This window comes from Paenibacillus alkaliterrae, assembly GCF_021532375.1.
Classification (GTDB): Bacteria; Bacillota; Bacilli; order Paenibacillales; family Paenibacillaceae; genus Pristimantibacillus; species Pristimantibacillus alkaliterrae.
Map to the genome: position 1 here is coordinate 25,779 of NZ_JAKGAP010000057.1, position 20,710 is coordinate 46,488.

Genomic DNA, 20,710 nt, shown 5'->3' on the forward strand with positions numbered 1-20,710 from the left:
AAATGAAGGTGAGGATACATATGAATCTGCGAAATGAACTAGAGAGAACCGGTACGGAGCGCGGACTTTGGACGGAGGGCGCCCGTATTGTAGCAGCTGTGTCGGGCGGACCGGATTCCATGGCGCTGCTGCATATGCTGGCGGCCCTCGCGCAGGAAGGGAAAATTTCGGTCATTGCGGCTCATGTGAATCACGGTTTTCGAATAGAGGAGTCGGCGCATGAGCTGGAGGCTGTTAAGACTTACGCGGAGAAGCTTGGCGTGCCGTGCGAGACCGCTGTTTTAGACCTGCCCTCTTATATAGAAGAAACAGGAATGAACAGTCAGGCAGCCGCTCGAGAGAAACGTTACGCCTATCTCCATGAAATCGCGGAGCGGTACGGCGCCTCGCGTATTGCGCTGGCGCATCATGCGGACGACCAAGCGGAAACCGTCCTTATGCGCGTCATTCGGGGTACGGGGTTAACGGGGTTAGCGGGCATTCTTAGCAAAAGACGTGAAAAAAACGTGGAACTTATTCGCCCGATGCTGCGTATGAACAAGTCAGACATCCTGCGTTACTGCGAGGAGCATCACATTCCTTATTGCACGGATAGCAGTAACAAGGAACGCCATTATTTCCGAAATATGATTCGGCTCGATATTTTACCTTATTTATCCCGGTACAATCCGCAGCTGTCCCAATCGCTGCATCGGCTCGCTGATGTCGCTGGGGCAGAGGACGAATGGATGGAGAAACAAACCGAGGCGCTATTCGCGCAGCTTGTTACGTTATCCCCTAATGAATGCGTAGTGAACGTCGACGATTTGTCCGGTCTCCATGTCGCTTTACAAAGGAGATTGATTAAACTAATATTAAGTTATCTTTCTAAGGAAACGGAAAAGATATCCTTCGAGCAGATTGAGACGATGCGGCTTGCCGCAGCCGCTCAAATGCCAAGCACCTGGCGAATCGATGCGGGAGCAGGAATTCGCTGTGCCCGGGAATATAATCTGATGCGATGGTTTCGGATACCGCAGCAATCTTTAAACGATGTCAGCGCCTATTCCTATGAGGTTGGAAGAGATGGAGTGAGCTTGAAGGCAGACCCCTGCGGCTGGATATTTGATTTTATCCGTCTAACTGCGGGACAGCACCCGAGGCCGGCTTCGCGTTACGAGGCTTGCTTCGATGCGTCGGAGTTGACTTACCCGCTCATCGTGCGAAATCGGCGGCCGGGAGACAGAATTCAAGTTTTAGGATTAAATGGTTCGAAAAAAGTGCAAGATATGTTCGTTGACGAGAAGATTGCTCCGCTGGAACGAGCGCTGTATCCGCTTCTATTCGATGCGGAGGGTCGCTTGCTCTGGATACCGGGCATCCGCAGATCGAGTCATGCGCTTACCGAATCGCACACGAAAGACGTGTTATTCATAAGGGCGCAGAACGAATAACAAGCACTGGTACACTCATAAACATAGTTAAGGCGTAGGGGGATTTATACTTTGCAAAACGATATTCAAGAAGTATTATACGATGCGCAGCAGATTGGCGAGAAAGTGAAAGAGCTTGGCGCAACGCTGAGCAAGGATTTTAGCGGTCGAAACCCGCTCGTTATTTGTGTACTTAAAGGCGCGTTTATATTTATGGCTGATTTGGTTAAAGAAATAACGGTGCCGCTCGAGATTGATTTTATGGCTGTGTCCAGCTACGGGCAGTCCACCAAGTCCTCCGGCGTGGTCAAAATTATCAAGGACCTCGATGTTTCGGTCGAAGGCCGCGATGTGCTTATCGTTGAGGACATTATCGACAGCGGGCTGACGCTCAGCTATTTGATCGACGTCCTGGAACGTCGCAATGCGAAGTCGGTCACGGTTGTGACCTTGTTCGATAAACCCGCTCGCCGCACGGTTGATCTCGAGGCGGACTACAAGGGATTTACGCTGCCGGACGAGTTTGTCGTCGGTTATGGCCTCGATTTTGCCGAAAAGTACCGCAATCTCCCATACATCGGCATTTTGAAGCCGCAGGTTTATGAGATATAATAGCGATTCACCCGTACATGCCCTCTCCGTACACCTCTATTGTTATGGAAAGTCATGCTATGGTAAAATATTTTAAGCGTCTGAGAGGAGGTTGGGGATGAATCGGATCATCCGTAATACTGGTTTTTATTTAATTATATTTTTGGTGACCGTTGGGATTTTTCAATTTATCAGCAGCCAAAATGACCCGAACGTTGAATTGCGTTACGATGAGCTTCGCACTGCGATTGAATCAGGCAACGTCAAGGAACTTAGTGTCAAGTATGAGAATCAAACGTATTTTGTTTCAGGTAAATATACTAACAAGCCTGCGGACGCGGAAAACGATCAGTTCGTATCGAGGGTTGGCGTCAGCGCTGAAGAGCAGTTACGCGAATGGTCGGAAGAATATGGGTTTGCCTTGAGCAACAAAGAAATGGATCAGCCGAGCCTTTGGCTGACGTTCCTTACTTCCATTATTCCATTTGTCATCATATTCGTCCTGTTCTTCTTCTTAATGAACCAAGCTCAGGGCGGCGGCGGCAAAGTGATGAACTTTGGCAAGAGCAAGGCGCGTCTGTATGACAATGAGAAGAAACGGATTACCTTTGAAGATGTGGCCGGTGCCGACGAGGAGAAGCAAGAGCTCGTTGAGGTCGTTGACTTTCTTAAGGATCCGCGTAAGTTTAACCTGGTAGGCGCTCGTATTCCTAAGGGCGTGTTGCTGGTGGGTCCTCCGGGAACAGGTAAAACCTTGCTTGCCCGTGCGGTAGCAGGTGAAGCGGGTGTGCCGTTCTTCAGTATTTCCGGTTCGGATTTCGTAGAGATGTTCGTCGGCGTCGGCGCGTCTCGCGTACGTGATTTGTTCGAGAATGCAAAGAAAAACGCCCCATGTATAATTTTTATCGATGAGATTGATGCTGTAGGCCGTCAGCGCGGCGCCGGTCTTGGCGGCGGTCATGACGAGCGCGAGCAAACGCTTAACCAATTGCTTGTTGAAATGGACGGTTTTGGCGCTAACGAGGGTATTATTATTATTGCCGCCACGAACCGTCCGGACATTTTGGATCCGGCACTCCTTCGCCCAGGCCGCTTCGACCGTCAAATCACGGTCGATCGACCAGACGTAAAGGGCCGCGAAGAGGTTCTGAAGGTGCATGCGCGCAATAAGCCGCTTGCGAAGGATGTTAAGCTTAACGTTATAGCCAAGCGTACAACGGGCTTTAGCGGCGCGGATCTTGAGAACTTGCTTAATGAAGCGGCGCTTCTTGCCGCTCGCCGCAATAAGAAGGATATCGCGATGGTAGAGGTTGATGATGCGATTGATCGGATCATTGTCGGTACGGAGAAGAAGAGCCGTGTCGTCAGCGAGCGCGAGAAACGAATTGTCGCATACCACGAAGCGGGACATACAATCGCAGGCTACTTCCTGGAGCATGCCGATATGGTACACAAGGTAACGATTATTCCTCGCGGCCGCGCCGGCGGATACGTCATCATGCTTCCGAAGGAAGACCGTATGCTTGTAACGAAGCAGGAGCTTCTGGATAAAGTAACAGGCTTGCTCGCGGGACGCGTAGCGGAAGAGCTGTTTATCGGTGAAATCGGAACCGGTGCATACAGCGACTTCAAACAGGCTACGGGCATCGTACGCAGCATGATTATGGAGTACGGAATGAGCGACAAGCTTGGACCGATGCAGTTCGGCAGCTCGCAGGGCCAAGTGTTCCTTGGCCGCGATATCGGGCATGAACAGAACTACTCGGATGCGATCGCTTACGAGATTGACCAGGAAATGCAAAGCATCATATCTTCGTGTTACGATCGCGCGAAGACGCTATTGACGGAGAAGAGCAAGGAAATGCACTTGATTGCTCAGACTTTGCTTAACGTAGAAACGCTCGAAATGGATCAAATTAAGAGCTTGATTGAGAGCGGCGTGTTGAAGCCGGTAGACGAGGCCGGTTCTTCTTCGAATGATTCCGCTGTCGAGCAGACGGCTGAACCTATCATCGAGACCGTTGGGGACGTGAAGGTACGTATCCAAAAACGTGACCAGGAAGAGACGAAAGGTCCTGATCTCGAGAAACGCGGGAATCCGGAAGATCCTGATTCCGTTAAGAGCTAAAAGCGGTAATGGCATCGTATTTTTTTGAAAAAAAGCTTCGTTTCCGTTGGGAACGAAGCTTTTTTTTGCGACGATCGGGCCTAACATGAATTTATTTGAAATTGCTGCCGGGAAAAGGCCTTTAATACATTGACAGTAGCATCTACCACGTGTAAATTAAATCTTAATCAAATGAATTTATCCTTTTTGGTTTAAACTATAGGCAAGCGACTTTCTAAGTTTGTGCATCAATTCACAAAGTTGTACTTGCCGTAATATGGAATGGGACTTATCCCCCATCCCTCATAAGAGGAGAGGATCTACGTGGAAGCACTGGCACTGGAACGCAAGGCGGAACAAAACCGTGAGCTGCGTGAACGGTTATTACAGTTGAAGAAAGAGCGGAATGCCATCATTTTAGCGCATTATTATCAACGGGACGAAATTCAAGAGGTAGCCGATTTCCGCGGCGACTCCTTCCTGCTGGCACAGAAGGCCGCGCAAACGGATGCCGACGTTATCGTTTTCTGCGGCGTTCATTTTATGGGCGAGAGTGCAAAGATTCTGGCACCGAATAAGACGGTTATCATTCCTGACGAACGTGCCGGCTGCCCGATGGCCGACATGGTTAGCGTTGACGGCTTGCGTAAGCTGAAGGCTCAGCATCCTAACGCGAAAGTCGTTACGTACATCAACTCGTCAGCGGAAATTAAGGCGGAGACGGACATTTGCTGTACATCGGCGAATGCGGTTAAGGTTGTCAATTCGGTTGAGGGTGACGAGGTTATCTGGGTGCCGGACAAAAACCTGGGTCATTATGTGCAGCAGAACACCGATAAGAAAATGATTATCTGGGAAGGTTATTGCAATACGCATGACATGCTGACCGTCAAAGACGTAGAGGAAATGAAAGCGAAATATCCGAATGCGCAATTTGTCGTTCACCCGGAATGCCGCCCAGAGGTTGTTGAACTTGGCGATTTTGTTGGCAGTACGACCGCAATCATTAAATATTGTAAGGAATCCGATTGTCAGGAGTTTATTGTTGGAACCGAGGACGGTACTGGATATCAGCTGCGGTTAGACAGCCCGGACAAGACGTTCCATTTTGCATCTAAATATTTGGTTTGTCCAAATATGAAGGTAAACAATTTGAAGAAGCTCGTGAAGTGTCTGGAAACGATGCAGCCGCAAATTTACGTACCGCCGCATGTCGCGGATCAAGCACGCTTGTCCTTGGAGCGCATGCTGCTCGTGAAGTAGCATGCACTGCTTCCTATGCTTGGAATATCAGCAATGCAGCCAAAGGGCGGCTCTAGCCGCCAATGCTTGGAGGAGCCACGATGATTCCCAGATATTTAGTTGATGTGCAGCTGAATGAGCTGCCGGTTATTGAAAAAGACGTTATCGTAATCGGGGCCGGCATTGCCGGTCTTTTTACCTCTATAAGGGCAAGTGAGAACAATTCCGTTCTTATGATTACGAAGAAGTCGCTGCTCGACAGTAATACCCGTTACGCACAAGGCGGTATCGCTGCCGTTATTTCGGACGAGGATTCCCCAGCCTACCATAGACAGGATACCCTTATTGCGGGTGCTGGATTATGCTCTAATGAAGCAGTAGAAGTGCTTGTACATGAAGGCCCGAAGGGCGTTCGCAGATTGATCCAGATGGGAACCCAGTTCGACTTGGAAAATGGCGAGTTTGCTCTAACGAAGGAAGGCGCTCACAGCCAACGCCGCATTTTGCATGCGAACGGGGATGCGACCGGTTATGAGATCGTTCGTGCTTTATCCGAAAACGCGGTCGCGAATCCGAAAATTGAAGTATGGGACGATCATTTCGTTATTGACTTGATCACGCAAGACGGCGAATGCTGCGGGGCAATCGTGCAGAAGCCGGGCGGGCAACGATTATTCGTAAAGGGCAAGGCTATCATTCTGAGCTCAGGCGGAGCGGGTCAATTGTACCGTTATACGACCAATCCTGAGATCGCGACGGGAGACGGCATTGCGATGGCGTATCGTGCGGGAGCTTACATCCAGGATGTTGAATTCATTCAATTCCATCCGACTTCATTATGTTATCCGGGAGCTCCGCGTTTTCTCATTTCGGAGGCTGTTCGAGGTGAAGGGGCCGTTCTGCGCAACATCAAGGGAGAGCGCTTCATGGAGCGTTATCATGAACAGCTGGAGCTGGCGCCCAGAGATGTCGTTGCACGCGCAATCGTAAGTGAAATGGAAGAAACTAAATCGACTTTCGTCTATATTGATATTACGCATGAATCGGCAGAGATGGTCAGGCATCGTTTTCCTACTATATATGAGTATTGCTTGAAATATGGCCTCGACCTGACGTCAGACTGGATCCCGGTTGCGCCTGCGATGCATTATATGATGGGCGGTGTGAAAACCGACCTAAATGGAGAAACAAACATTAAACGTTTGTTTGCCTGCGGCGAGGTATCTTCAACGGGTGTTCACGGCGCTAATCGCTTGGCAAGCAACTCGCTTTCCGAAGCGATCGTTTTCGGCAGGCGAATCGTAAAGCGGATTAACGAGCTGTCGGCAAGCGATCTGGTTCCGACTATCGAGAGGGAGATCGAACGGGAAACGACACCGATTCAGGCCGTCGTAGAAAGACGGTTAAAGCTGCAAAAAATTATGGTGCGGTATGCAGGACTTCGCCGCGATGCTAAGGGACTGGCTAAGGGTCTAGAGGAGCTGAAGCGTCAGCTGCCGATCTATCAATCGATTTTGACAGAGCGCGAGGAATATGAGTTTGCGAATTTATTGACCTGTGCGCTGCTTACGACAGAATCGGCGCTGCAACGGGAGGAAAGCCGCGGTGCGCATTATCGGGAGGATTTTCCGGTGCGTGACGATTTGGTGTGGAGAAAGCATACGGTATTGCACCGTCTATATGGACTGACGGAGGAGCGGATAAAAGATGTTTGAATGGACAGCAGGCGGATATGATACGGCCGTTCGCGAGCAAATTCGCGGCTGGCTCTCAGAGGATATAGGCAGCGGGGATATTACGACCGAGACGACGATTCCGAGGGACTCGAACTCCAAAGCGGTCATTCATGTGAAGGAAAGCGGCATCATTGCCGGTCTTCCTGTCGCGAGGATTGTTTTCGATGTCGTTGACCCTTCTCTTATATTCGAGGCGAAGGTCCAGGATGGCGATCACGTGGACAAGGGTACTGTTCTTGCCGTTGTAGAAGGCAGCACGCATAGTTTGTTAATCGGGGAGCGGCTTGCGCTAAATTTGATGCAGCGGCTGTCAGGCATCGCGACCAAGACCCGCGCTTTCGTTGATGCGCTTGAAGGGCTTCCGGTTCGTCTGGTGGATACGCGTAAAACAACGCCAGGACACCGGCTGCTCGAGAAGTATGCGGTACGCGTCGGCGGCGGAGCCAATCATCGGTTTGGCTTGTACGATGCGGTTATGATAAAGGATAACCATATTAAAGGCTCTGGCGGTATCCGGGCGGCGGTTGAAGCGGCTCGCAGCAAAATTCCGCACACGATGAAAATCGAAGTGGAGACGGAATCGCTAGAACAGGTTGATGAGGCTCTTGCTTGCGGAGCGGACATTATCATGCTGGACAATATGGCGGCTGCAATGATGAAGGAAGCGGTTGCTCGAATCAAGTCGGCGGCGCCTTATGTGATCGTTGAAGCATCAGGCGGCGTAACGCTGGAAACCGTTCGCGCCATTGCAGTCTGCGGCGTCGATGTGATCTCCGTCGGCGGTTTGACATATTCGTTCCATGCGCTTGATATCAGCCTGGATCTGAATGCGAAGAAGGGCGGCGAGTCGTTGTGATCCTCGTCATTGATGTAGGGAATACGAATATTGTGCTTGGCATATACAAGGGAAAAGAACTGCTGCATCATTGGCGGTTAAGCACGAATCGTTCAGCTACGGTGGATGAATACGGAATTAACATTCATAATCTCTTTCATTACGCAGGAGTTAAGCTTGAGCAAATGGACGGCGTCATTATTTCCTCCGTTGTTCCTCCGCTTATGCGTACATTAGAGCAGCTTTGTTTGAAATATTTGCGCAAGATTCCGCTCGTCGTTGGGCCGGGGGTGAAGACGGGCTTGAATATCCGCTACGAAAATCCGCGCGACGTGGGTGCGGACCGCATTGTCAATTCTGTAGCGGGTATCGTCAAATACGGGGCTCCGCTAATCGTTGTGGACTTTGGAACGGCAACGACATTCGATTACATAGATGAAGGCGGCAACTATTTGGGCGGCGCTATCGTACCGGGTATCGGGATTTCGACCGAGGCGCTGTACCAGCGGGCTGCGAAACTTCCGCGCATTGAGCTGGTGAAGCCGAAGAGTGTGGTTGGCCGGAATCCGGTCACTTCGATGCAGGCGGGTATTATTTTCGGCTATGCCGGACAGGTTGACGGTATTGTAAGACGCATACAGACGGAATTCGGCGTAACTCCTCGCGTGGTCGCGACCGGCGGCTTAGCGGAGTTAATTGCTTCGGAATCGGAAACGATAGAAGAGGTTGATCCGCTGCTGACGCTGGAAGGCTTGCGAATCATATATGAACGCAATCAGGAGGGATTATGATGGATAACCAGCTGAAGGACGTGCTTGTGCGAGGTACGGCATGGGACGGTAAAATTCGCGTGTTCGCGGCTCGCACGACTCAGCTAGTAGAGGAGCTTCGCCAGCGGCATGGCACTTATCCTACCGCAACGGCGGCGCTTGGCCGTACGTTGACAGCCGGCGCTATTATGGGCGCGATGCTGAAAGGGAAAGAGAAGCTGACCATTCAAGTGAAGGGCGATGGCCCAATCGGACAAATTGTCGTCGATGCGAATGCAGACGGAGAGGTTCGCGGCTACGTCGATCATCCGCAGGTGCATCTGGCCGGCAACGCGCACGGGAAGCTTGATGTTGCCGGTGCGGTTGGACGCAGCGGTCATCTTCATATCAGTAAGGACCTCGGAATGAAGGAGCCATATCGCGGCAGCATTCCGATTATATCGGGCGAGCTTGGCGAGGATTTCACGTATTATTTCGCAGTCTCGGAGCAAACGCCATCTGCTGTAGGGCTCGGCGTCTTGGTGGATACCGATAATTCCGTGCTGCATGCCGGCGGATTTATCGTACAGCTGATGCCGGGGCTGACAGATGCGGAAATAACGAGATTAGAACAGGCCGTAGGCTCGATGCCGCCAGTTACCGCTTTGCTTGATCAAGGCGAGACGCCCGAGGAGATCCTTCGCTGGATCGTAGGCGATAGCGATCTGCAAATTCACGGTACGATGGATTTAACCTTTCGGTGTTCCTGTTCAGCCGGGCGCGTGGAGCAAACGCTGCTTAGCCTGGGCGAGCATGAGCTGAAGCAAATAATTGAAGAAGACGGAAAAGCGGAAGTCGTTTGCCAATTTTGCAACGAAGCGTATACATTTGAACGGCCGCAGCTGGAGCTGCTGCTTGCTCAAGCGAAGCCGAAGCCGATCCAATAATCGGAGGCATTGGGGTAATGGGGAAATACGAGGTGCTGAAGGCCGTTGTCATCCTTCAAGCCGTATGCATGGTTGTTTTGACCGTAGTGGTTGTCATAAAGGTGTGGCCCGGGCAGACGCCGGCCGTTGATCCCGCGCAGCCTCCGGATCGCCGGCAAACGGTAGCCAAGGTAGGTGCCGACTCGATTACGGCCGCAGATTTGGAAGCGCAGCTTTACAAGCAGTATGGAGATGCTGTCCTTAGAATGCTCATGGTGCATAAAGCCATTGATTTAGAGGCGGCCGCTTCCGAGCTTAGCGTATCGGCGCAGGAGCTTGATCGTGAGCTTGAGAAGATGATTGAAGGCTACGATAGTGAGGCGAGGTTTTTTGTCGTGATGAAGGAGCAGCTTGGCATGACGCAGGAGCAGGTGCTCGAGGATTTGCGGTACAGGCTGCTGCTTGAGAAAATTGCGGTTAGAAGCATAGTGGTGTCGGATGAGGAAGTGTACCGATATATCGAAGAACATCCTGATGAATTCGATGCCCGGCAGCAGCTTCATTTACAATGGATTTTGACAGAAACGGAGCGTGAAGCAGATTCCGTCCTGCAGCTGCTGGCGGATGGCGAAGATTTTGCCGTGCTAGCACGCACCTACTCGATTGATTCCTTTACGGCCGATGCAGGAGGGGATCTCGGGTTAATCGACGATGATGATCCTTTCTATGATGAAGAGCTGCTGGATACAGCAAGTCGTTTGCAGATTGCGGAAATGGCCGGACCTATTCAGGTCGAAGGCGGCTATGCGGTTATTCGGCTAATCGAACGGCAAACGATCGCAGGTGTGACCGGCAGCAGGCTTCATGATACGGTTCGCAAGCAGCTGGCGCTTGAGCGCGCCGATTCTTTAACCGCTTTGGAGGATAAGCTTCTTACGAAGTATGAGGCTGTCAAAACGGAATGACCTCTATACCCAAATCCATTTCATTCCAGCAAAAAAGTCACTATTGACAACGGATGCAAGACATTGTTAAGATGGAATTAATCAAAAAACCTACTGAATTAGTCGGAATAAGGAGGCATTCATTTACATGGCCAAAATCGTAAATAGTGTTTTAGATCTTATTGGGGATACTCCGCTTGTTCGCTTAAATCGTCTGGTGCCTGAAGGCAGCGCGGAAATTTATGTTAAGCTTGAATATCAAAATCCGGGTGCAAGCGTTAAAGACCGTATCGCGATCAGCATGATTGAGGTAGCGGAGCAACAGGGCCTTATTAAGCCGGGCGACACCATTATCGAGCCTACAAGCGGTAACACGGGTATCGGTTTGGCGCTAGTAGCAGCAGCTAAAGGCTATAAGGCTATTCTGGTTATGCCGGAAACGATGAGCGTTGAGCGTCGCAACCTGCTTCGCGCATACGGCGCAGAGCTCGTGTTGACGCCAGGATCCGAAGGTATGAACGGTTCGGTTCGCAAAGCGGAAGAGCTGGCGCAAGAGAATCCTTCGTACTTCCTGCCACAGCAATTCAAGAATCAAGCTAACGTGAAAATTCACCGTGAAACGACTGGACCGGAAATCGTTGAAGCGATCAACTCGCTTGACGGCAAGCTCGATGCGTTTGTTGCCGGTATTGGAACAGGCGGTACGATTTCAGGCGCTGGCGAAGTGCTTAAGAAAAACTTCGACGGCATCAAGGTTTACGCAGTTGAGCCGGCAGCTTCTCCGATACTGTCAGGCGGTAAGCCGGGACCTCACAAAATTCAAGGGATCGGCGCAAACTTCGTGCCGGATATTTTGAACCGTGAAATTTATGACGGCGTTATTACGGTCGAGAACGAGGATGCGTTCGAATACGCTCGTCGCGCAGCGAAAGAAGAAGGCATTCTATGCGGTATTTCTTCAGGCGCAGCGATCTTTGCCGCTCTTAAAGTAGCGAAAGAGCTTGGAGCGGGCAAACGCGTTGTCGCAATCGTGCCAAGCAACGGCGAACGTTACCTCTCCACGCCGCTGTTTAACTTCGAAAATTAATTTTTGCAGCCAAGATCAGAAAGCCTTTCATTCCTCGGAGTGGGAGGCTTTCTTTTTGACTTGCTATTCTGTATACTGAGCAAAATAAGTCAAGCAATCGGGAGTTGAAGGTGATGGTCACCGCCTTGGAGCAATGGATTCGGTGGCATGCCGAACGTAAATATACGACGCTTCCTATTCTCAAGCAGCTGTCCTTCCAAATGGAGAGCCGAGCGGGCGTCGTCTCATGGGAAGAGGTCTGGCAGGATGCTTCGCCTTATGCCTTCGTGTTCGAAAGCGGCAAGGATGGGCGTTATACGTATCTGGGTCTTCACCCTGAGGGCATTATTCGCGGGAAAGGCATGGCGGCCGAATCGGTTCAATTCGAATCGCTGGAGGGACAGACCAAGCGAATATGGGAAGGGAAGCCTCTCGAGGTCGTACGACAATGGATGGGCGGACAGCAGGGTCCAAGGCTCGAGAACGGCCCCAAATGGATAGGCGGCTGCGCGGGCTTCTGGAGCTATGACGTGGCACGGTCTATTGAGCGTTTGCCTGAGCTTGCCAGTGACGATCTTCATTTGCCGGATTATCTTTTTTTGCGGATGAATGAGCTATGGATCATCGATCATGAGCAAGCGAAGGTGTATTGCGCGGTTCATGCGAGCGTCGATCCGGATGCGGATGAGACGGAGCTGGGCGCCGTCTACGAGCGTGCGCTGTCGAGAGCCGAGGGCATGAGTGACTACTGGCTGACCTGGTTTGCAGCAGAACAGGCACAGGAGAAGGCGGCTGCGCACCGGGCAGCGCGCATGCGTCTGACGGAAGGGGATCTTCTGAATATCGACGTGGAGTCTTTGCAAGGCGTTCATTCCCCTTTTTCGAAAGAAGCGTATATGGACGCCGTAAGGAACATTCAGCGCTATATCGAACAAGGAGATGTCTTCCAGGTCAATTTGTCAGTACGTCAAAGCCGAACAGTAGACACATCGCCGGAAGAGCTGTATGAGTGGCTTCGTTTAATCAATCCATCCCCTTATATGGGCTTTCTGCGTTGTCCCGATTTTCAGCTTGTATCGGCTTCGCCGGAGCTGCTTGTTGAGCTTTGCGATAGAAAACTCGCTGCAAGGCCGATTGCCGGTACGAGGAGACGGGGACGTACGGAGGAAGAGGATTTGCGGCTTGCCGAAGAGCTGCGGTCGAACGAGAAGGAGCGGGCCGAGCATATTATGCTTGTCGATTTGGAGCGGAACGATCTCGGCCGCATATCCGCCTATGGAACGGTCAAGGTTGAAGAGCTTATGGTCATTGAGCACTATTCGCATGTGATGCATCTCGTCTCCCAGGTAGAGGGTCGATTGGCGGATGGGAAGGATGCTTACGACGTCATTGCGGCTGCTTTTCCCGGAGGAACGATTACCGGCGCGCCGAAGATCCGTACGATGGAAATCATCGAGGAGCTTGAGCCGGTCAGAAGAGGCCCCTATACAGGCTCGCTCGGCTGGATTGACTACAATGGCGATATGGAATTTAATATTATTATTAGAACGATGGCGGTGCACAATGGCGTCGTTCATATCCAAGCGGGTGCAGGCATCGTGATCGACTCCGATCCGGAGCGGGAATATAAGGAATCATTGAATAAAGCGAAAGCGCTATGGAAAGCCATTCAATACAGCGAGCGGTTCGCTGCTGGCTATCGGATAGCGGAAGCGAACAGAGGAGGAGCCAAACGATGATACTCGTAATCGACAATTATGATTCTTTTACGTACAATTTGGTGCAGTATTTAGGAGAGCTGGGAGAAGAGATTACGGTGAAACGCAATGACGAAATCGATTTGGCAGGCATTGAAGCGTTAGCCCCGGATCATATTTTGATTTCGCCAGGTCCATGCTCGCCGAATGAAGCAGGCATCAGTTTATCGCTCATCGAGCATTTTAAAGGTAAAATCCCGATCTTTGGCGTATGTCTCGGCCATCAATCCATCGGACAAGCTTTCGGCGGCGAAGTGGTGCGCGCGGAGAAGCTGATGCACGGGAAGACGTCTGATATTCACCACGACGGAAAATCGATGTTTGCAGGAATGCCTTCGCCGTTTACCGCTACACGCTACCATTCCCTTATTGTGCGCCGCGAGACGCTGCCGGATTGCTTGGAGGTTACGGCGGAAACCGCAGAGGGCGAAATTATGGGCTTGCGCCATAAGGAATACGCGATTGAAGGGGTGCAATTTCACCCCGAGTCGATTATAACGGAGCATGGTCTGACGATGCTTCGTAATTTCTTGCAAAATCAGACCGGCGCAGCACGATGAAAATCGGGTTGAATGGTACCGTAATGGATGCAAGCGAAGCCGTGATCTCTGTATATGATCACGGTTTTTTGTACGGGATGGGATTGTTTGAGACGTTTCGCACCTATAGGGGCAAGCCTTATTTATTAGAGAGGCATATGAAACGTCTGCAAGCGGGCTGCGATCAGCTTGGCATTAAATATGCTCCGGATCCGGAGTCGGTTACAAGCTTAATGCAGGAGCTTCTCGCAGCGAACGGGCTTGAGGATGGCTATGTGCGATTGACCGTTAGTGCAGGTGTTGCCGAGCTTGGCTTGCCGACCGGTGATTATGAGCAGCCAAATGTGCTTCTGCTTGTCAAAGCGCTGCCGGCAGTTAATGATGCGGCTATTATGAAGGGTAGAGAACTGCGGTTATTACGGACGCGGCGGAATACGCCGGAAGGCGGCATTCGCTTCAAGTCTCTCCATTATATGAACAATATTATTGCGAAGAGGGAGCTGCTTGCCGGCGGCGCCTCGTTCGGGGCGGAAGGCTTGATGCTGAGCGGTGAAGGCTGGCTGGCTGAAGGGATCGTCAGCAATTTATTTTTTGTGAAGGACGATATCGTTTATACCCCTTCTATCCGCACGGGAATATTACCGGGTATTACTCGGCAGCGGGTGCTGGAGCTTGCCCGAGAAGCCGGCTATGCCGTGCAAGAAGGGCTGTATATATGGGAGCAGCTGCTCGGTGCAGACGAAATATGGCTGACCAACTCGATTCAAGAGCTGGTTCCAGTTACGGCCCTAACGAACGCAGATGGGCGGAAAGTCGCAGTCAACGGCGGCGAAGCGGGGAACATAACGAAACGATTGTTATCTATATACCGTGAAACTACGTTAATTGACTTGGATGGAACAGAACGATAGATGAAGATGGAATAGAAGAAGATGGGGGCGATCTGTTCGTGAATCAAAAGCCGGTTTATTGGAAAAGGGAGTATGACCTCGGGAACGGAGTTCAGCTTGAGCTCGGCGGACGTACGTTAATAATGGGCATCCTTAATGCGACTCCGGATTCCTTCTCCGACGGCGGGCGTTATACGCATGTCGACGCAGCGGTGGCCCATGCGCAGGAGATGGTGAAGGAGGGCGCAGATATTTTGGATATCGGCGGCGAATCCACTAGGCCGGGCTTCGTGCCCGTTGAGCACGAAGAGGAGCTCCGGCGCGTCTTGCCCGTTATTCAGGCGGTGCGGGAAGCACTGCCCCGCGTGCCGATATCAATCGACACGTATAAGGCGGGGACGGCTCGCCAGGCGCTGGAGGCCGGCGCGCACATCATCAATGACGTATGGGGTCTGAAGGGAGACCCCAATATGGCCGCCGTTGCGGCGGAGTATGGCTGCCCCGTCATCATCAGCCATAATCGCCACGCCCGGGACTATAACGACCTCGTCCCGGACGTGCTCGCCGACCTGCGGAGCAGCGTCGGCATCGCACGAGCGGCCGGCGTCGCCGACGACCGGGTATGGCTGGATCCCGGCATCGGCTTCGCCAAAACGTGCGGGGACAACCTCGAGCTGCTCGGCCGTCTATCGGAGCTTGCCGCGCTCGGCTACCCTGTACTGCTCGGCACCTCGCGAAAGCGGTTCATCCGGGACACGTTGAACCTCCCGGTTGAAGAACTGGCGGAGGGGACGGCTGCGACCGTCGTCCTCGGCATTGCGCACGGCTGTCAAATCGTGCGCGTACATGATGTGCGCGCGATGAAGCGTACCGCGCAAATGGCGGATGCTATTTTATATCGCGGCATGTAGAGAGAGCTGCTTTTCGAATCATTTTTTTTGACTAATATACAAGCTGTAATGTAAGGAGATTGAATGAAATGGATAAGATGATCATCAAAGGGATGCGCTTCTACGGCTACCATGGCGTTTTTCCTGAGGAGAACAAGCTTGGCCAGCAGTTTTACGTCGATATTGAGCTGCGAATGGATTTGGAGCAAGCAGCGCAAACCGATGATTTAAACGATACGATTAACTATGCGGATATCCATGCTTTTGCGAAATCGATCGTAGAAGGCCCGCCGTTTAAGTTGATTGAAGCTTTAACCGGCCACATTGCAACGCGGTTATTGGAAGCTTATACTATGGTAAATGAAGTGACGGTTCGAGTAACGAAGCCGCACCCGCCGTTCGACATCCATTTTGACGGTGTAACGGTGGAGCTGCGCAGAAAGCGGGATACTGATGGATGAACAATTCCCGCGTGAGCGCGTATGGGTAGAAGCATATATCGCATTAGGCTCTAATATAGGCGACCGTGAGCAATTGCTGAACGATGCGATTAAACGTATCCATTTGTCGCCAGGCATTGAAGTACGCCGCGTATCGGGCATTTACGAAACCGATCCGGTAGGTTATACGGAGCAGCCGCCTTTTCTCAATATGGTTTTGGCTGTGCGCACGGAGCTTCCTCCCTTGCCCTTGCTTCGCCGGCTCTTCGCGATTGAGCAGCGGCTGGGACGGGTTAGAGATATACGCTTCGGACCGAGAACCATTGACCTCGACCTTCTCTTATACGATAATGTCATAATGGATCAAGAGGAGCTGACGCTGCCGCATCCGCGCATGATGGAGCGGTCGTTCGTATTAGTGCCGCTGAGGGATGTAATTGAGCAATCGCACCAGCTGCTGGAACAAGTAAAGGCAGTGTCTGAAGCGTCGCTTCAGGATGGAAAGGAAGGCATCACGTTATGGAAAACAATCAATTGGCGCAGCGCGTCAGAGCCTTTCGAAAGCTGAAGGGCTATACTCAGCAAGAGCTGGCCAAGGAACTTGACGTATCGGTGGCCGTTCTCGGTTCACTGGAGCGCGGAACGAGAAAGACGGACCCTAAGCTGCTGGGTCATATCGCCAAAACATTAGGAATCAGCTACGAGGAACTCATTTCGGTTGATCGTGAGTAGTATCCTACATTTAGAAGAGGAGCAAGGAGCGACATGCTGAAAATCGGAGACATCGAGATGAAGAACAGAGTGGTGCTGGCGCCGATGGCAGGCGTGTGCAACCCGGCTTTTCGATTAATTGCCAAAGAGTTCGGAACAGGTCTTGTATGCGCGGAGATGGTGAGCGACAAGGCGATTTTACATGGAAATAAGAGAACGCTTGAAATGCTGTTCGTCGACGAGCGGGAGAAGCCGCTTAGCCTGCAAATTTTCGGCGGCGACCGTGAGTCGCTTGTCGAGGCTGCTAAGGTCGTCGATCAGCAAACAAATGCGGATATCATCGATATAAATATGGGCTGTCCCGTGCCGAAGGTTACAAAGTGCGACGCTGGTGCGCGGTGGCTGCTTGACCCGAACAAAATTTATGAAATGGTGTCGTCGGTCGTCGATGCCGTAAAGAAGCCGGTAACGGTGAAGATGCGTATCGGCTGGGACGATGAGCATATCTACGCAGTGGAAAATGCCCGCGCCGTGGAGCGGGCAGGCGGCAAGGCGGTTAGCGTGCATGGGCGCACGCGTGAGCAGCTGTATACAGGCAAGGCTAATTGGGACATCATAAAAGATGTCAAAGAAGCGGTATCCATTCCCGTAATTGGCAATGGTGACGTATTCTCACCTGAGGATGCGAAGAGGCTGCTCGAGCACACGGGCTGCGACGGCGTCATGATCGGCCGCGGAGCACTCGGAAATCCATGGATGCTGTACCGTACGATCCAATACTTGACGAACGGCGAACTGCTTAACGATCCGTCTCCGCGCGAAAAGATGGAGGTTGCCATTTTGCATCTGGATCGGCTAATCGCACTGAAGACTGAAGCGGTAGCTGTTCGGGAGATGAGGAAGCATTTGGCTTGGTACCTGAAGGGATTGCCCGGCGGCGCCCGCGTGAAGGATGTCATCATGGAAGAGACCGGACGCGATCGTATGGTATCTATTTTGGAGAACTATGTTATATCTCTAGAAGAGGACACCGTATTCCAATCGAGAATCGGTGAAGCGGACGGAGATTCGGCTGCTGCCGAAGAGGCAGCTTATTAATCTGGTGACTGCAAGCGGCAGGTATAGCCTGAACAAACAATTAAACCGACATCATTCGATAAAAGCCGCTTAATAGCGGCTTCTGTTACACCTAAGCCAAATGAAACGGTTTCAATGGTTCGTCTGGCTTTGATTGACATTCGGGGTAACTTTGCAATATAATCTTGCAATATAATCTAACCGCACATCTCGAGTGCGCTTTCAATAACGGCAGGTATGATGGTCATGAATCGTAATATATTAGGTATCAGTGAATTCATACACGGTATGAAAATTAGTCACATGACAGGAGAATCGGAAAGATGAACGATAAGCAAATCATTCTGACTCAAGAAGGGCTGCGAAAGCTCGAAGACGAATTAGAGAACTTGAAGTCGGTCAAGCGTCGTGAAGTGGCGGAGCGAATTAAAGTAGCAATCGGCTATGGTGATATTAGCGAAAACTCGGAGTACGAGGATGCGAAGAACGAGCAAGCCTTTATTGAAGGACGTATTATTACCCTTGAGAAAATGCTGCGCAACGCGCGCATTATAAATAACGATGATATCGACATCGACACCGTAAGCATTGGTTCTATCGTAACCGTTGAAGATCTGGAGTTCGGCGATACGATGGAATATTCGATTGTCGGCACGGCTGAATCCGACCCGTTGCAGAACAAAATTTCGAACGAAAGCCCGGTCGGCAAAGCGATTTTGGGCAAGAAAAAAGGAACGGTAGTTGAAGTTAGCGTACCTGTCGGCATCATCCAATATAAAATTCTCGACATCAAAAAATAAGGTTTGCTAAAATGCGGATCGGAAAGCTTCCTTGAGGGAAGCTTTTTGAACGTTAGCATGCGGCGACAGCCGTTTACGCTTGCCGAACGACCAAGGAGATGAAAGAAGTGGAACATGAGAACAACGAGCAGGAGCTGAGCGAGCTTCTGCAAATTCGCAGAGACAAGCTGGACGAGCTTCGGAGACTAGGTGTCGATCCATTCGGGCGGAAGTTCGAACGCACTCATAATGCCAAAGATATTTTAGCAGCCTATGAAGCGTCCGGCAAAGAAGATCTGGAAGCACAAGCGGTTAAGGTGAGCATCGCCGGCCGGATTATGCAGAAGCGGGGTATGGGTAAAGCGGGCTTTGCTCATATACAGGATTTAAGCGGAAAGATTCAAATTTACGTTCGAAAGGATACCGTTGAGGAGCATAAGTTCGCCGCATTCGATCTGCTCGATATCGGAGATATCATAGGTGTGCATGGCGTCGTGTTCAAAACGAATACGGGAGAGGTTTCGGTCAAAGCACATGATGTTGAGGTATTGACGAAATCCTTGCTTCCTTTGCCGGATAAATATCACGGCTTAAAGGATGTAGAGCTTCGCTACCGACAGCGTTATGTTGACCTCATTGTCAACCCTGACGTTCAACAAACGTTTATTACCCGTTCCAAAATTATTCAGTCTATGCGTCGTTATCTGGATTCACGCGGTTATTTGGAGGTTGAAACGCCAACTCTGCATTCCATTGCAGGCGGTGCTGCCGCTCGTCCGTTCGAGACACACCATAATGCGCTGGACATGCAGCTTTACATGCGTATCGCTATTGAGCTTCATTTGAAACGCCTCATTGTTGGCGGGCTCGAGAAAGTATACGAGATTGGACGGGTTTACCGGAATGAAGGTATTTCGACTCGTCATAATCCGGAGTTTACGATGATTGAGCTTTACGAGGCTTATGCTGACTATAAAGATATTATGGCCTTAACCGAAAATGTCATCGCCCATATCGCGCAAGAGGTGCTTGGCACAACCAAGATCATATATCAAGGACAAGAGGTCGATCTGACTCCTAAGTGGCGCCGGGTTACAATGGTCGAGCTGGTCAAAGAAACGACTGGCGTTGATTTCAGCGTCGAAATGAGTGATGATGAAGCGCATCGTCTGGCTAAGGAGCATAAGGTAGCCGTTGATCCGCATATGACATTCGGTCATATCGTGAACGCCTTCTTCGAGCAATTCGGTGAACATACGCTGATACAGCCGACATTCGTGACGGGTCATCCGGTAGCGATCTCACCGCTTGCGAAGAAGAGCGAAGCGGATCCGCGCTTTACCGACCGGTTCGAGCTGTTTATCGTGGCGCGTGAGCATGCGAATGCCTTCACCGAGCTGAACGATCCGATCGATCAACGTGAGCGATTTGAATCGCAGCTTGTTGAACGCGAGCATGGCAATGATGAAGCGCATGAGATGGATGATGATTTTATTCGCGCATTGGAATACGGCATGCCGCCGACTGGCGGACTTGGCATCGGTATTGACCGTTTGGTTATGCTGCTTACAGATGCGCCGTCGATCCGCGACGTGCTGCTGTTCCCTCATATGAGAGATCAACGCACAGGCGAATAGGGAATTAAAGAAAAGAACCGCTAGGCTACTGCTGCCCAGCGGTTCTTTGTCTGTTTTAATGATTTATTAGAATCCTTTGTCAAAATAGAACTAAACTAACATGCTTCACACGATAACGATCGATAAGCCTATTAGCGAAATCGTAGAGCTTATTTTTTTCTTCTTACTATAGAAGCAACGAGTAGATTATAGTCAAAAAAACTTATCTTCAATTTTTCAAAAAAAATGCTTGCAATCGTATAGGCAGACGTGATATATTATCTAGGTCGCCGCTGAGACATAAGGCTGACACGAAAGAAAAGATTGCTCTTTGAAAACTGAACAACGAGTGAAACTGCCCTTGCAATCCTAACGGATTGTGAGAAAAGCGATAAAAAAGTAA

General features: G+C 51.0%; 20 protein-coding genes. All 20 read left to right on the forward strand.

Going from position 1 to position 20,710, the window contains the following annotated elements; translation table 11 throughout:
- Nucleotides 1-20 precede the first annotated feature (20 nt).
- The 20 genes from tilS to lysS all read left to right on the forward strand — a co-directional run bounded on the left by tilS (nt 21) and on the right by lysS (nt 20,328).
- Complete coding sequence (gene tilS / locus L1N85_RS20255; protein ID WP_235240863.1) at nt 21-1,433, forward strand: tRNA lysidine(34) synthetase TilS; 1,413 nt, start codon at nt 21-23, stop codon at nt 1,431-1,433.
- A gap of 51 nt (nt 1,434-1,484) precedes the next feature.
- Nucleotides 1,485-2,024, forward strand: a complete 540-nt coding sequence (gene hpt / locus L1N85_RS20260; protein ID WP_235240864.1) for a hypoxanthine phosphoribosyltransferase — start codon at nt 1,485-1,487, stop codon at nt 2,022-2,024.
- Between the two features lie 97 nt (nt 2,025-2,121).
- Nucleotides 2,122-4,131, forward strand: coding sequence for an ATP-dependent zinc metalloprotease FtsH (ftsH, locus tag L1N85_RS20265; protein ID WP_235240865.1), 2,010 nt, complete (start codon nt 2,122-2,124; stop codon nt 4,129-4,131).
- A 303-nt stretch (nt 4,132-4,434) separates the two neighbouring features.
- Nucleotides 4,435-5,373, forward strand: a complete 939-nt coding sequence (nadA, locus tag L1N85_RS20270; protein WP_235240866.1) for a quinolinate synthase NadA — start codon at nt 4,435-4,437, stop codon at nt 5,371-5,373.
- Nucleotides 5,374-5,453: 80 nt separating this feature from the next.
- Nucleotides 5,454-7,067: an L-aspartate oxidase gene (gene nadB, locus L1N85_RS20275; protein ID WP_235240867.1), complete on the forward strand. Its 1,614-nt coding sequence runs from the start codon at nt 5,454-5,456 to the stop codon at nt 7,065-7,067.
- Nucleotides 7,060-7,944 (forward strand): carboxylating nicotinate-nucleotide diphosphorylase, encoded by an 885-nt coding sequence (gene nadC / locus L1N85_RS20280; protein WP_235240868.1) that lies wholly within the window; start codon nt 7,060-7,062, stop codon nt 7,942-7,944. The genes nadB and nadC overlap by 8 nt, the downstream gene beginning before the upstream one ends.
- Nucleotides 7,941-8,714 (forward strand): type III pantothenate kinase, encoded by a 774-nt coding sequence (locus tag L1N85_RS20285; RefSeq protein WP_235240869.1) that lies wholly within the window; start codon nt 7,941-7,943, stop codon nt 8,712-8,714. The genes nadC and L1N85_RS20285 overlap by 4 nt, the downstream gene beginning before the upstream one ends.
- The gene (gene hslO / locus L1N85_RS20290; protein ID WP_235240882.1) at nt 8,714-9,619 is read left to right on the forward strand and encodes an Hsp33 family molecular chaperone HslO; all 906 of its coding nucleotides are present in this window, start codon (nt 8,714-8,716) and stop codon (nt 9,617-9,619) included. The genes L1N85_RS20285 and hslO overlap by 1 nt, the downstream gene beginning before the upstream one ends.
- Nucleotides 9,620-9,636: 17 nt before the next feature.
- Nucleotides 9,637-10,563: a peptidylprolyl isomerase gene (locus L1N85_RS20295; protein ID WP_235240870.1), complete on the forward strand. Its 927-nt coding sequence runs from the start codon at nt 9,637-9,639 to the stop codon at nt 10,561-10,563.
- Nucleotides 10,564-10,690: 127 nt separating this feature from the next.
- On the forward strand, nt 10,691-11,629 hold the full coding sequence (gene cysK, locus L1N85_RS20300) for a cysteine synthase A (RefSeq protein ID WP_235240871.1): 939 nt from the start codon (nt 10,691-10,693) through the stop codon (nt 11,627-11,629).
- A 113-nt stretch (nt 11,630-11,742) separates the two neighbouring features.
- Entirely contained in the window at nt 11,743-13,347 is a 1,605-nt protein-coding gene (locus L1N85_RS20305; RefSeq protein ID WP_235240883.1) for an anthranilate synthase component I family protein, read from the forward strand.
- Entirely contained in the window at nt 13,344-13,925 is a 582-nt protein-coding gene (gene pabA / locus L1N85_RS20310) for an aminodeoxychorismate/anthranilate synthase component II (protein WP_235240872.1), read from the forward strand. Before L1N85_RS20305 ends, pabA begins: the two co-directional genes overlap by 4 nt.
- Nucleotides 13,922-14,815: an aminodeoxychorismate lyase gene (gene pabC / locus L1N85_RS20315; RefSeq protein ID WP_235240873.1), complete on the forward strand. Its 894-nt coding sequence runs from the start codon at nt 13,922-13,924 to the stop codon at nt 14,813-14,815. Before pabA ends, pabC begins: the two co-directional genes overlap by 4 nt.
- A 38-nt stretch (nt 14,816-14,853) precedes the next feature.
- Complete coding sequence (gene folP, locus L1N85_RS20320) at nt 14,854-15,705, forward strand: dihydropteroate synthase (protein WP_235240874.1); 852 nt, start codon at nt 14,854-14,856, stop codon at nt 15,703-15,705.
- Between the two features lie 68 nt (nt 15,706-15,773).
- On the forward strand, nt 15,774-16,145 hold the full coding sequence (folB, locus tag L1N85_RS20325) for a dihydroneopterin aldolase (protein ID WP_235240875.1): 372 nt from the start codon (nt 15,774-15,776) through the stop codon (nt 16,143-16,145).
- A complete protein-coding gene (folK, locus tag L1N85_RS20330) occupies nt 16,138-16,692 on the forward strand; it encodes a 2-amino-4-hydroxy-6-hydroxymethyldihydropteridine diphosphokinase (RefSeq protein ID WP_235240876.1) in 555 nt (184 codons plus the stop codon). The genes folB and folK overlap by 8 nt, the downstream gene beginning before the upstream one ends.
- Entirely contained in the window at nt 16,644-16,856 is a 213-nt protein-coding gene (locus tag L1N85_RS20335; RefSeq protein ID WP_235240877.1) for a helix-turn-helix domain-containing protein, read from the forward strand. Before folK ends, L1N85_RS20335 begins: the two co-directional genes overlap by 49 nt.
- 33 nt (nt 16,857-16,889) lie before the next feature.
- Nucleotides 16,890-17,933: a tRNA dihydrouridine synthase DusB gene (gene dusB / locus L1N85_RS20340; protein ID WP_235240878.1), complete on the forward strand. Its 1,044-nt coding sequence runs from the start codon at nt 16,890-16,892 to the stop codon at nt 17,931-17,933.
- Nucleotides 17,934-18,235: 302 nt separating this feature from the next.
- Nucleotides 18,236-18,712 (forward strand): transcription elongation factor GreA, encoded by a 477-nt coding sequence (greA, locus tag L1N85_RS20345; protein WP_235240879.1) that lies wholly within the window; start codon nt 18,236-18,238, stop codon nt 18,710-18,712.
- A 98-nt stretch (nt 18,713-18,810) separates the two neighbouring features.
- A complete protein-coding gene (gene lysS / locus L1N85_RS20350) occupies nt 18,811-20,328 on the forward strand; it encodes a lysine--tRNA ligase (protein ID WP_235240880.1) in 1,518 nt (505 codons plus the stop codon).
- The last annotated feature ends 382 nt before the right edge of the window (nt 20,329-20,710 follow it).